The sequence below is a fragment of the Rhabdobacter roseus genome, assembly GCF_014202275.1.
Classification (GTDB): Bacteria; Bacteroidota; Bacteroidia; order Cytophagales; family Spirosomataceae; genus Rhabdobacter; species Rhabdobacter roseus.
The window spans coordinates 56,646-69,833 of sequence record NZ_JACHGF010000005.1; the positions used below are offsets into that span (position 1 = coordinate 56,646).

Here is a 13,188-nt window from a genome sequence, read left to right on the forward strand (position 1 = left end):
AAAAGTACCCTAGCGGGTATAAATCCAGCCGGTAGTGGTGTAGCCCGTGCGTCCTTTCCAGTTATAGACCATCTCGGCGGCCACGTCTTTGAGGTACTTGGCTTTGAGCTTTTGGTGCAGGGCCTCCGGCTGCTTGGTGTCGTTGACGATCAGTTCCTCCGCGCTCAGCTTGTACGACAGGCCGGACTTGTCCCGGATCACGCCTTCGCTGATGAGTTCTTGGATAAAATCCGCCTGCATTTTCTCAAATTCCGCGCGTTTTTTCTCCGCTTCTTTACGCATTACTTCTGCATCCTTGCGCATCACGTCCGCTTCGGCCCGAAGTACCTCCGCTTGTTTACGAGCCTCTGCGGCCTGCTGACGGGCTACTTCGGCCTGCTTGCGCGCCTCCTCCGCCTGCGCTCTGATCGCCTCGGCATTTTCGTTGCGGTTTTGGTTAGCCTGCTTACGCGCCTCTTCGGCGTACAGCCGGTTTTCGTTACTGGCTACCCGCATGGCTTCCGCCGCCTGCCGCTGTTTTTGGGCTTCCTCCCGCATGTGCTGGGCGAACTGGCGCGTTACTTCGGCATTCGCCCGAAACATTTCGGCCCCCTTGCGCATCTGGTCGGCCTGTCCTCGCATTATTTCAGCTTCTTTCCGCATGACATCCGCCTGCGCCCGCGCCACCTCGGCTTGCTCGCGCTGTACTTTCACTTCCGCCAGGATGGGCTCTATTTCAGACCGGTAGCTTTCTATTTCATCCTCCGGGATCGTCTGCCCGTCAATTTCCAGCTCCGTTATTTTTCCGTCTCGCTCCACAATCCTGTACTGCTTGTCGCTCCGGGTTATCTGAATCGTGGACACGGAATTTCGGGTACTTTTTGGCTTGGGCACAATCGTATCCTTCACTGCCACGGCCAGCGGGGCCGGTACGGGCTGGGGAGGCTGTACGGGTACGGGGGGAAGTACTACCTGGGGCGTGACCACGCTGGGCGGAGTGGGCGGCGTAGGTACCTCCACGGTGGGCGAGGGAGCAAAGGCCACCGACAACACCGCAACGGTGATCAGGCTGGCGGTTACAAATAGTTTTTCCATGGCATCTAGTGGTTTATGATTGTCGTAAATAATGCGTTTGATGCGGTCGAGCAGGTGGTTGCGCTTCCCGGCAAAGGCCAAAGCGGGCGCGGTGGCGGCGATTTTGTATTCCTGAAACTGCACCAGGGCGTTTACAAAGGAGGCTTTGTTTTGGGTAATGCCAATGGCCAGGTCGTCGCAGCAGTGCTCGCGCTCTTCCCGGATGAGGTACGAAAGCCAAAGTACCGCCGGATTAAAAAAGAACACGTTTTCGGCCAGGCTCTGAAAGAGGTTCACGAGGTAGTCTTTGCGGCGGATGTGCGCCAGCTCGTGCAGCAAAATGGCCTCCACCTGACTGAGCGGGAGGTTGGTCAGAAAGCCCGTCGGCACCAGGATCAGGGGTTTGAGAAAACCCGCCACCAAAGGTACCTGCACCCGTTCGGACTCCAGCAACTCCACACCCTTTCGGATCTTCAGCCGGTGGGCCAGCTCGGTGACCTGGCGTAGCCAGCGCTCCGGTACCGGCCGGGTACCTTGGTGCCGGAGGCGGTGAATGTAGTAAAGGCCGCTGGCGGCTTTAAGCGTTTTTAGCAAAAAGACCAGCCACCACACCGCCACGATGAGGGCGGCGTGCTCCGTACCGAAGGTGAGGATGTCGCTCAGCAGCTGCTCCTGCCCCACCGCCCGCAACGGCTCGCTGACCAGGTACCCCTCCGCCGGGGTACTTGGGGCCAAAACTACCTCCGAAACCCGCGCAGGTACCTCCGACGGCTCGCGCAATGCCCACCAAAAAGTACCTACGCTACCCATCAGAAAGACCAACAACAAGCCCGCCAGTAGGTTGTAGCGCCGGGCGGGCCGGGCTTTGCGGGTGGTAAGCAGCACCAGGCCTACCAGCACGGCCAGGATCAGCCCCTGCCAGAGCGAGTGGATGAGGGTCCAGCTGAAGGCTTCCAGTACCTTTTGGGAGAGTAGGGATTGAAGAAAGATCAATTTCATGGCTAATAGGATTTAGGGGTACTTACTGGTCCAGCTTTTTCAGGAATTCCTTGATTTCGTCCAGCTCTTCTTTAGAGGTACTTTTACTGCCAAAAAGCTGCATCACCAGGCTGGACGCCGAGCCCTGGTACATGGCGTCGACGAAGCGGTCCAGCAGCACTTTTTTGGTTTTGTCTTCGGCTTCCGCCGGGCTGTACACGTGCTTCATCTGGCTCTCGTCCCGCACCAAAATGCCCTTCTCGGCCATGATTTGCATAAGTTTCAGGGTAGAAGAATACTGCACCGCTCGCTTTTCTTCGTTCAGGGTATCGTTCACAAACCGCACCGTCGACGGTCCGTGCTGCCAAAGTACCTGTAGTATTTCCAGTTCTGATTTTGTGGGTTCCATTCGTAGATTTATTAATCACGTTTCAAAGGTAGGAAATTTTTCGTACGAAAAAATATTTAGGTTTATTTTTTGGTGAAAATCAAAAAGTACCCTATCTCTGGTTTGTCCAAATCAAAGTACCTCGAAGCCCGCCGGAACGTCGTTATTTTTTTGATTCCGAGAAAGGTAGTACATTACGGAGAAACGCCTCAACCTCCTCCTCTGTCCATGAAAACCGAGGTACTTTCTTTGGTACAAATCGTACGGCTCGCGCTGGGCTTGTGCCTGCTGGCGGGTGCGGGGCGGGCGCAGCAGAGCCCTTCGGATAGCCTCAAGCAGCTGCTTACCCAACCCCTGCCGGATACGTCGCGGGCGCTGCTGCTGGAGCGGCTCGGCAGTGCCCTCATGTACTCCCGGCCCGCCGAAGCCATGCGCTACGTGCAGGAAGGGCTCACGCTGTCGGAACAGAAAAAGTACCCCCGGGGCATTGCTCGCAACCGCAACCGGCTGGGGTCCATTTACCGGACGGTAGGTAGCTATACCCAGGCGCTGGAAGCGCACCTGGAAGCGCTGAAAGTGGCGCAGCAACACCACGACCTTGAAGGCATGGCGCGCGCTTATAATAGCATCGGCATTTTGTATTCCGAGCAAAAAGACTCCCGCAAGGCCATCGAGTACTTTACCCGCACCAAAGCCCTGGCTGAGCAACTGAACGACGCCGAGCTGGTCGAGATTTCGCTCACCAACATCGGGACCGACTACGCCCTGCTGGGGCAGCTGGACTCGGCGCTGGTGTATACGCTGCGGGCCTACGAAATGGCCGCTAAAAATCCGGACGAAAGTACCAGCAGCGTGCTTTTTATCAACCTGGGAAATATTCACTACCGCCAAAAAAACTACCCCCTAGCGCTGGAATACTACCGGCGGAGCCTGCCGCTCTCGGAGGCCGCGGAAGATCAGCGAAACCTCAGCCAGACCTACTTTGAAATGGCTCGGGTTTTCCAGCAAACCCGTAGCCTGGACTCCTGCCGGTACTACGCCGAAAAGGCCCTGCGGCTGGCCCAGGACGTCAAGAACCCCAAGAACATCCTGGACGCGGCTACGCTGCTGGCGGCGCTCTACGAGCCTACCGACCTGGCGCGGGCCTACCGCTACTACCAGCAGGCCATGGCAGCCAAAGACCAGATGTTTGCCCAGGAGAAAGTACGACAGTTGGAAAACCTGGGGTTCAAAGAAGAGCTCAATCGCCAGCAGCTCGAATACGAACAGATACAGTACCGCTCCCTGGTCCAAACCTACGCCCTGCTGGCGGGTATCGTGGTCGCGCTGTTGATTGCGTTCCTGCTTTACCGGAATATGCGCACCCGCCAAAAGGCCAACCAGCTTTTGCAGTACCAGAAAGACGAATTGCAGCATACCCTCACGGAGCTGAAAGCCACGCAGGCGCAGCTGATCCAGTCGGAGAAGATGGCCTCCCTGGGCGAGCTTACCGCCGGTATTGCCCACGAGATCCAGAACCCCCTCAACTTCGTCAACAACTACTCGGAGCTGAACCTGGAGCTGATCGACGAAATGAGGCAGGAACTAGAACGGGGTGACCTGGAGGAAATCCAGCTTCTGGCCACTGACCTGGAAGAAAACGAGCGCAAAATACTGCGCCACGGCAAGCAGGCCGAGGCCATCGTGCGAGGAATGCAGCAGCACAGCCGCCGGAGCAGCGGCACGCGCGAGCTGACCGACCTGAACGCCCTGGCGCAAGAGTACGTGGAACTAGCCTACAATGGCATGAGTGCCAAGGACAAACTATCCAAAAACGTACTGACGCTGGACTTCGACGCTTCGCTGCCCAAGGTGGCGCTGATTCCCGGTGATGTGGGGCGCGTGATCCTGAATTTAATGAACAACGCCTTCTACGCGGTGATGGAAAAAAAAGAAACACAACCGGAAGCCTACGAGCCCGCCATTAAGGTGACGACCCGCGCGCTGGACCGGGCCGTGGAGATTCGGGTAAAAGACAACGGCACGGGCATTCCCGAAAAGTACCTCGACAAACTGTTTCAGCCTTTTTTTACCACCAAGCCCACCGGCCAGGGTACCGGGCTCGGGCTTTCGCTGGCCTACGACATCGTCATCAAGGGGCATAGTGGGCAGCTGAACGTCGAAAGTACCGAAGGAGCAGGTACTACCTTTAGCGTGCAAATCCCCCAGCGGGGCTGATTTCTTCTAAAAGGACTGGGAAACACCGAAGAAATTCAGGGATTTTCAAAAAGGCAATGAAATGAAATCAATTTTGCTTAAACTTGTACAATCAACTCTATAACCCTCTAACTTTCAAATTTTTATGAAAAACACACTACTCTTTTTTTGCCTGTTTGTGTTGTCGGCCTCGGGCGTGATGGCCCAAACCCACCGCGACCGCGAACCCTTGGAGGGGCTGGACACGATCTCCATCCTGATCGGCCTGGTGGTGGGCGTCATCATTGGGTACCTGATCGGCTCGCGCATGGCCAAAAAATAAGCAGCAAACGGGGCTGGGCGGCGGTCCGGCCCCTGCTGGCTATTTTTGCTGCAAACCCACGAGCAAAGGTACGATGTACCCTTCGTGCTGGCCGCGTAGCACAAAACCCATTTTACGGGCATCGTACTCTACCTGCTGGTAGGGCACCAGGTCTTTGCCGAAGACTTTCAGCACGCGGCTCGTAAAATTCCCCTCGCTTTCGTTCAGGTCATAGACGTACTCGTCGATGTCCAGGGCTTTTTCCGAAAATAAAAACAGCCAGTACTCGGTACCTGGCTCACCCACCAGCGTATACACCAGGCCATCGGCGGGCATCATCAACGGATTCTGAAGGTCCAGGTCCGGGGCCTTATCCGACGGAAGTACCAGCTTGGTATTGGCTCCCACGATGGGGCTAATAGTGTCCGAAATCGGAAATATTTTTTCTGTATGCAATTCACTGGCACTGGCCGCCAACACATAGACGTACGAAAGCCGGTCGACGTTGGCCGTGAAGTAAAAATTAGACCCAATGGGCAGCGCGTCGCGCAGGGTATAGGCCACCATCTGTTCGTCGCCGTTGGACTGGGTACCTTTGCCTTCCAGGCTGCGCAGAAAGGGTACTTCGTTGCCGGTGACGAAGGTAGCGTGCAAAACCGACACCTGCCCCGAGAGCGTCACCTCCGCGGAGTCACTTTCGATGGGTAGGTACGCCTGATAGCCGTACTTGGTGTAGGTGGAGTAGTCGGAGTACCTGATCCAGAAAAAACCCTCCTCTCCCCAGGATTTGCCCCAGCTATTGACAGCCCGAAAAGCCCCGCCAAATTTTTCGTCGTCGTAACCCACCACACAAATGGCGTGCCCCCCGCCCAAGCGGTCGGAGTCGGCGGGCTTCCACAGCCCGCGGTCGTCTTCGCCCCCAAAAAGCCGTACGATCCACCGCCACAGCCTCCCCCAAATCCCCAGGTTTTTTAGCGACGGGGTCGTTTGAAAACCAATGACGACGGGGGTTTTCTCAAACAAGGCCTTTCGGGTGGCATTCACGATGCTCTCGGGCCGTTCGCTCAGGCCAAAAAGCCGGATGTAGTCCATGATTTTGGACTGCGAAGCCAGCGCCAGCTCGTTTCTGACTTCGCAGTCGGGGTAGGGCTGCTGGCTGAGCCGCGCCACCCCGTGCTGTTTGAGGTACGTCAGGGCCACGTCCAGGTCGGTCCCTCCCAGGCAGTCCGAATCGTCCTCGTCTTTGATCGCATTGTAGAGATACGAAGGCGAAAACCGGATGGTGTCAATGGCTGCGCGATCGGTCATACCCAGCCGGATGGCCTCCAGGATGGTACGCATGTAGTAGGCCGTCGAAAACCCCACGCAGGTACCTAGCTTTCCCTGGCTCATGGCACTGGGTACGTACATCGACAGGTCCACCCGGGGCGGCAGGCGCGCCGCATCCGTGGCCCGGTAGGTGTACTTTTGGGGTACTTTACGGTAGGTACTATCGTCAAATTTCATCCCCTGGGCGCAAAGTACCCCGGCGGTGCCCAGCCAGCCCACCAGCCACAGGAAGTACCTTGTCATTTTGGAGCCGCTGCGGGGGGAGGTTGTTTCCATACTTCGGTAATGGTGATGCTGGTGATGTACTGAAAATCCGGCGTTCTTTTGATGCTAGGCACATCCACCTGGAGATTTTGAATGCGGTCTGCTGACGAGCCCAACTGCCGCAGGTACGCTTCGATGGTCAGGCGCACCGGAACTGGGGCGGCCGTCCCGGACCGCGCCAGCTCCGACGGCCGTACCGATTGCCGACGTGTTAGGCTCACCAAGGCGTTTTTCTGGAAAGCCTTGCCCGTGGTAGCGCGCAGTTCGGCACGCTCTTTTTCGTTGGTCTGCGCAGAAAGTATTTTCTTGAATTGGCTTTCTATTTCCAGCGCCGACAACGAGTGCCGGTAAGACGGAACGGCCACGAGTCGGCTTCGGCGGCTTGCGGTGCAGGGTATTAGTTTCCAAATGGGTTGCTGGATTTTTTTGTCTTCTGCATCGAACCCCGTCATGGACTCGGCTTGGCGCAGCCAATTCTCTAAACTGATGTTGTGAACATCCTGAAAGCGAGCCCGCAGCAGCATCCCAAACGACCGATACAGATTATTGGTAAAGTCAGAGCCCCTCCCCTTTTCGGGCAAATGGGCCATAACCGGCTGGCCCCGCCGGGCGCTGGCTACGGTAAGGTGGCCGCAAGTACCTAAGAATAATTTGCGCATAATGATCCGACGAAGGTCTTCATTGACCTTGGCCGGTTCCCCCATTCTGGACGGAATCTCCTGGATCGTATCACGGCAATCGGCCAGGGCCATACTCAGCCGCACGTTTTTGCCCGTCAGCAGCTCCCCGACGCGATCCAGCGAGAGCGGCGCTTTCTGGTAATCCGTGAGTTGCAGGTGGGGAAAATCGCTCTTATCGGGATAATACCCCAGCCCCGTATAATAAAAAAGGATAATGTCCTCAGGCCTCGTGGATAGCTTTTGTATTTGCTGGCTCACCGCGGCGGCATTGAAATCCGACCCGCTTAGGTAGTTGGGTTTTAGGGAGTAGCCCAGTAGCTGGCTGGCCGTGGTGGCTATCAGCCCGATGTTCTCTTCATCAAACTTATTATTGAGATCCAGCGGCGTATTGGTTTTACCCGACACCAGGATCAGGTGCAGCGTTTGGGCTTGCACAGCACTAATAAAAGTACCTAAGTAAAGCAAACAGCCAATCAGTTTCATCCTCATGTCAAGAAAGAGAAAGCGATTCGGCCGCGCATGGGCGCGAATAGCCTCCAGTTTAACACTGAATATCAGCGCTTAAATCTACGCGAAAAAGGCATTCAAAGTACCTTTTTTTACTTTATACCCTATAAGCGGCACACCCTGGCTAAACCCGACGGGTGTTCACTCGGTCCAGGTTTCCGTGATTTTCACAAACGTGATTTTACTCAGGTCGGGTGTTCTTTTGAGCGAAGCCACATCGACCTTGATCACCACCCGCCGTCCGGAATGCTGCCGGAGGGTTTCCAGGTATTGCGCCAGGCCGTATTCAGTGGACTCCTCTCGGCGGGTGGCCGAAAACCGACGAACGACCCGTACGGTGGCGTTTTCCTGAAAGCCCTGGCTAAGCTCAGCGGCTTTGTTCTGCTGACTTTCCCGCTCGGCATCCGCCTTCAACTCAAGCAGCTTCTTCTCCAGCTCCCAGGGCTGGAGCGCGTGGCGGTACGAAGGGAAGTCGTAGGTTTTAAAACGAGTGTTGGGCTTGTAGGCCATGAATTGCCATACCGCATCCTGCCGGACCCCGGCGTTCTGCGCCATGGAGCTCACCGAGTTCCTTACCTGGGTCAGCAGGTACGCCCACGAGATAGCGTCGATGCCCACGTAGTTGGTCTTCAGCAGGAAATTGACCTCCTGGTTAAATTTGTACGTAAACAAAGAACCGCTGTAGTCGCGCTGGGCATAGACCGCTTGCGGGGGCCGCGCGCTGGCGATCTTGAGGAGGCCCGTGGGCTCGAGCATCAATTTTTGCAGCACTACTTTCCGCAAATCCACCTGCACCGACGGCGGGGGCGGGGTTATCGGACTTAAAGGCGGAGGAAGTCGGCTATCCCGGCCGTCGACCAGCGCGATGCTCAGGCGGGTACCTTTGGCGAGGAGTAGCGTACCGACGTCATCCAGCGACAGCGGATTTTTACGGTAGTCTTTTACTTTCAGAAAAGGGAAGTAGCTCTGGTTTTTGGGAATATAGTAACCCGGACCGCTGTAGTAAAAAACCAGGATGTCTTCGGGGGTAGTACGGAGCGCCGCAATGGTTTGTTTGATGGCAGCGGCCGTAAAATCACGGCGGTTGAGGTAGCTGATTTCCAGCTTGTAGCCCAGCCCCCACTCTACGGTTTTGAAGAATTGAACGATGCGTTCTTCGTCCTTAAGGCTTACCATACCCAGCGGCTGCTTTTCTACCTCCGACACCAGCATCAGGTGAAGCGTCTGGGCCTGTGCAGTGAGGCCAAAAAAAGCAACGCAGAGAATAACTAAAACGGATCGCATCGGGTATCAAGGAAGGAAAGCGCAGACGGAGGATATCAAAGAGGCCAGGTACCCTAGCGCGCTGAGAACCAAGGCCTCTAAGGTACATAAATATCCAACAGAAAGAAAAGCCTTTAGTAGGCGAGGTACTTCCTGCCTCCGCTACCTCCCCGCCAGGTACTCGCTAATCACCGTCGAAAACTCCTCCAGGCTATTCTCATCGTAGCCTACTACTTTCTTGAGGATTTTCCCCTGGGCGTCTACGATCAAGGTAGTGGGAATGGACCGGTCATAGCTGAATATTTCCCGGTCGTAGCGGGCATTTTCTTTATTGACCAGAAGCTGTCGCCAGGGCATTTTTTCCTGCTGCATGGCTTCCTGCCAGCGGTTTTTGTCGTCGTCTACCGAAACCGACACCATGCCGAAGCGCTTGTCGGCACCGTACCGCTCGTAGATCTTTCTGAGCTCGGGAATCTCCGCCCGGCAGGGGCCACACCAGGAAGCCCACAGAATCACCATGTGCAGGCCCGCGCCCTGGGCCAATACCGGCTGTAGTTGCTCGCTCGGGTCTGGCAGCTGGGTCTGCGCGTTGAGCTTTTTGGTTCCCCGGGTTTCGATGTACTCTCGGAGCTCCCGCGCCGTGGTACTTTGTTGTACGTCCTCGTCGAAGCACGCCAACGTGGAGAGAAATTGTTCGTCGCTGAACTGCGCCACGCGCTCCTGGAGCTCGTAGAGGTAGTAGTACGAATACGGATGCAGTCGGATCAATTCTTTGATCTTGCCCACCTTCGCGATCCGCGCAAAATCCAGCGTGTCGTTGTACATTACCTGGGTTTGCTTGCCTCGCTTATCTGACACGCTACAAGAAACATACTTATACTCATTCTCAGTATAAGTACCTTTGATGTCCAGGCCGTCTTCCAACATTATTAAACTCATATTCATCGGATATCCTCTGAATCGCCGGTTGGTATCAAACATAAATAATCCCTTCATATCACTCCCTTCATATCTTAAAGTAACCAACAGAGGCTCGGGAAACCGACTAGCCGGAAGCGTAAAGCGGAAAGTACCGTTTTGCAGCAAGGTGGAGTCCAGCTCTGTCCACAAGTCATACGCCTTTACCAACTTTATTTGCCCATCGGGCAGGTTCTCGATGGCACCTTGGATGACGATATCCGTTTTGGGTTTCTCGCAGGCCAGGAGCAGGCCTAGCAGCAAGCTGCTGAGGAAGCGTAGTGGTTTCATGTGGGTGTATGGTGGGAAAGGAGAAAGTCCGTGTGTTTTAAATACTAATCCATAGCCATTGAGAAGTACCTCCACGCCGGATCAAGCAAGGCAAATCGCGTTACAAACGCTTGTTTCGCTGGTACGCGTTGCAAACGCGTACCAGCGAAATGAACCTACTTCTTCTCGGGCATCAGCACTACCTTGATGAAGTTGGCGTCGTTGAAGTACTTTTGGGCGGCGGCCTTGGTGCTGGCGGGCGTCACCTGCCGGAGTAGTTCGGCCTCCCGGAAAACCTCGTTCAGATCGTCCCCGTAGAACAGGCTGCTGTCGAGGTACTCGCGCCAGAACTCGTTCGTTTTTTGATCTACCTCCGTTTTGCGGCGGGTTTCGGCCGTGAACTTCTCAATGTCTTTGGCGTCAGCTCCGTTCGTTTTGACTTTCTCGACTTCCGCCAATGTGCGCTTCACGAGGCGGTCTACGTTTTCGGGCCCGCAACCGAAGCCAATCCGGAAGCTGTAGTGGCCCGAAGGTACCTTGTCGGTACTTTCCGAAACGCTCACGCCGTACACGCCGCTCTCCTCTTCGCGCAGCGCCTCGATGAGCTTGATCTGAAGTACCTCCTGCAACGCCTCGATCTGCACGTTGTTTTCGGGCTTGTAGTCGTACTCGCCGCTGTACACCATCGTCACGCGGCTTTTGGGCTCAAAGCCCGCGTAGACGGTCTTCTCGATGCGGCCCTTAGGCGGGAAAATATTCGGATGCAGGTAGCTGTCGTTGCGGTTGGTGGTAGGGAGCCCGCCGAGGTACTTTTCCAGCAGCGGCTTCATTTCCTCCACCTTAAAAGCCCCCACAAACGTAAAGGTGAAGTCGGAGGCGCTGGCAAAGCGGCTTTTGTAAATTTCCATGGCCCGCTCCAGGTTCACTTTGTCGAGGCGCTCGGGCGTCATGGGCGCGCGGCGGGGGTGGTAGCTGCTCAGCACGCCCGACAGCGTGTCGGAGTAGATTTTATCCGGCGTGGGCGTCTTCAGCATGTTTTCGAGGTAGGCGCGCTGGTTGGCCAGGAAGCCTTTGGCGACGTCCTGGTCCAGGCGGGGAGCCGTGAAGTAGGCATAAACAAGCTGCAGGGCCGTTTCCAGGTCTTTAGGACTGGTACTTCCGGCTATGCCTTCAGCCAGTTCGTTGAGGTAGGGCCGCACGTTGGCGCTTTTGCCCGCCAGGTACTTTTGCAGCTGGGTTTGGTTGTAGGGGCCCACGCCGCCCAGCGCTACCACGTAGCTGGCAAAGAGGGCCGTTTCGAAGTCGTTGGGGTAGAGCGAAGTACCTCCCTTGCTGGTGGCCTCAAAGATAATCTGGTCGTTTTTGAAGGTGGTGGGCTTCAGCATCACCTTCACGCCGTTGCCGAGCGTCAGCTCCGTCGCGCCTATTTTGTCGTGTACCTTTTCGCTCACGACCTTCGAAGGCTTAGGCTCCGCCGCCAGCAACGGCGTATCCAGGGCGTCGTCCACGTAGGCCGTTACGTTTTGGCCCGCCTCGGCTAGCAGCGCCCGCACTTGCGCCTCGGTGGGTAGTTGATCCTTGGATTTTTCCGAACCCATAATCACGACGGCCCGGTTTTGGTCGGAGATGTACTTTTTGGCCAGGGCGTTCACCTCCGCCAGCGTTACGTCGCCCAGGTACTTTTGCACAAAGTCGTTATAGGCACCAATGCCCATGAAGGGTTTTTCGTCCAGAAAATGCTGGATGTACTCCTGCACCAGATTCCCCGAGCGCGTTTTGTCTTTTTCTTTAAAAGCCCGCTCGATGCTGTTCTGGAAGGAGCTCTTGGCGCGGGCCAGCTCGGGCTCCGTAAAGCCAAAGCGCTGCACGCGAGCGTTCTCTTCCAGCAGGGTAGTAAGCGCGCGCTCCACGCCCGACGCATCCTTGGCCAGCGCCACGGCCGTGTAGGCGTCAAGATTGCTCAGAAAACCGCCGTAGCTGGCAAATCCCGCCAGAAAGGGCGGATCGGCCCGCTGCGTCAGCTCCTGCATCCGCTGGCCCATCATGGCGTTGTACATGAACTGCGCCAGGTTATTGCGTACATCCTGCAAGGTTTTTTCCTTGGTTTCGGGCTGCTTGTACATCAGCTGAATCACCGTCTGCGGATTTTCCGGGTCGGTTACGATGGCCACGTTGGTGGAGCCGTCAAGCGGAATGCTGTACTCGGTACGTTTCTTGGGCGACTTGGGCATCGGAATGCTCCCAAATTCCTTCTGAATGATGCGCTCCACCTGCGCCGGATCAAAATCGCCCACGGCAATGACAGCCATGAGGTCGGGCCGGTACCAGTCGCGGTAAAACTGCCGGACGGTTTCATATTTGAAGTTTTGGATAATGGAATCCTTCCCGATGGGAAGCCGCTCGGCGTAGCGCGAGTTGTTCAGGATCATGGCCAGGTACTTGTCGCGCATCCGCTGCTGTGCGCCGCGCCCCAGCCGCGATTCCTCCAGCACAACGCCCCGCTCCTTGTCGATCTCCGCCGACTCCAGCAGGGCGTTGTGCGCCCAGTCTTCCAGTACCTGTAGGCCTTTTTCGAGCAGCCCGGCGGAGTCGGTCGGGATGGGGAGCATGTACACCGTTTCGTCAAAGCTGGTGTAGGCGTTGAGGTCGGCGCCGAAGCGTACGCCCGTTTTTTGCAAGAAATCAACGAGTTCGTTTTTGGGGAAATTCTTGGTGCCGTTGAAGTTCATGTGCTCCATGAAGTGGGCCAGCCCCAGTTGATCCGGATTTTCCAGAATGGAGCCCGCTTTCACCACCAGCCGCAGCTCGGCGCGCTGCTGGGGTTCGGTGTTTTTCTGGATGTAGTAGGTTAAGCCGTTTTTGAGCTTGCCCACCTTCACGCTGGGGTCCAGCGGCACGGGCTGATTCAGGTTTTGGGCCCAGCTGGGCGTACTTATAGTAACTACCAAAAAGACAAGCAGGTAGCAAAAAATGCGGTTCATAAAGTTGCGGATTAGTAGTTA

General features: G+C 56.1%; 9 protein-coding genes. 2 read left to right on the forward strand and 7 right to left on the reverse strand.

The window, feature by feature from the left end:
* Positions 1-9: 9 nt before the first annotated feature.
* Both HNQ92_RS16575 and HNQ92_RS16580 read right to left on the reverse strand, forming a co-directional pair.
* Positions 10-2,052, reverse strand: a complete 2,043-nt coding sequence (locus tag HNQ92_RS16575) for a M56 family metallopeptidase (RefSeq protein ID WP_184175206.1) — start codon at positions 2,050-2,052, stop codon at positions 10-12.
* A gap of 22 nt (positions 2,053-2,074) precedes the next feature.
* On the reverse strand, positions 2,075-2,440 hold the full coding sequence (locus HNQ92_RS16580) for a BlaI/MecI/CopY family transcriptional regulator (RefSeq protein ID WP_184175208.1): 366 nt from the start codon (positions 2,438-2,440) through the stop codon (positions 2,075-2,077).
* A 102-nt stretch (positions 2,441-2,542) separates the two neighbouring features.
* On the opposite strand from HNQ92_RS16580, the gene HNQ92_RS16585 reads away from it, so the two are divergent.
* Both HNQ92_RS16585 and HNQ92_RS16590 read left to right on the forward strand, forming a co-directional pair.
* Positions 2,543-4,636 (forward strand): tetratricopeptide repeat-containing sensor histidine kinase, encoded by a 2,094-nt coding sequence (locus tag HNQ92_RS16585; RefSeq protein WP_246440312.1) that lies wholly within the window; start codon positions 2,543-2,545, stop codon positions 4,634-4,636.
* A gap of 124 nt (positions 4,637-4,760) precedes the next feature.
* The gene (locus HNQ92_RS16590; protein ID WP_184175210.1) at positions 4,761-4,937 is read left to right on the forward strand and encodes a hypothetical protein; all 177 of its coding nucleotides are present in this window, start codon (positions 4,761-4,763) and stop codon (positions 4,935-4,937) included.
* 39 nt (positions 4,938-4,976) lie between these two features.
* Here the strand turns inward: HNQ92_RS16590 and HNQ92_RS16595 are convergent, their stop codons facing one another.
* The 5 genes from HNQ92_RS16595 to HNQ92_RS16615 form a co-directional block, all read right to left on the reverse strand.
* Positions 4,977-6,521: a C1 family peptidase gene (locus HNQ92_RS16595; RefSeq protein WP_184175212.1), complete on the reverse strand. Its 1,545-nt coding sequence runs from the start codon at positions 6,519-6,521 to the stop codon at positions 4,977-4,979.
* Positions 6,485-7,678: a hypothetical protein gene (locus tag HNQ92_RS16600; protein WP_184175214.1), complete on the reverse strand. Its 1,194-nt coding sequence runs from the start codon at positions 7,676-7,678 to the stop codon at positions 6,485-6,487. The genes HNQ92_RS16595 and HNQ92_RS16600 overlap by 37 nt, the downstream gene beginning before the upstream one ends.
* A gap of 159 nt (positions 7,679-7,837) precedes the next feature.
* Positions 7,838-8,980 carry a caspase family protein gene (locus HNQ92_RS16605; protein ID WP_184175216.1) on the reverse strand — a complete coding sequence of 381 codons (1,143 nt, stop codon included), beginning with the start codon at positions 8,978-8,980 and terminating at the stop codon, positions 7,838-7,840.
* 141 nt (positions 8,981-9,121) lie between these two features.
* A complete protein-coding gene (locus HNQ92_RS16610) occupies positions 9,122-10,207 on the reverse strand; it encodes a TlpA disulfide reductase family protein (RefSeq protein ID WP_184175218.1) in 1,086 nt (361 codons plus the stop codon).
* A 155-nt stretch (positions 10,208-10,362) separates the two neighbouring features.
* Entirely contained in the window at positions 10,363-13,167 is a 2,805-nt protein-coding gene (locus tag HNQ92_RS16615; RefSeq protein ID WP_184175220.1) for a M16 family metallopeptidase, read from the reverse strand.
* Positions 13,168-13,188 lie beyond the last annotated feature (21 nt).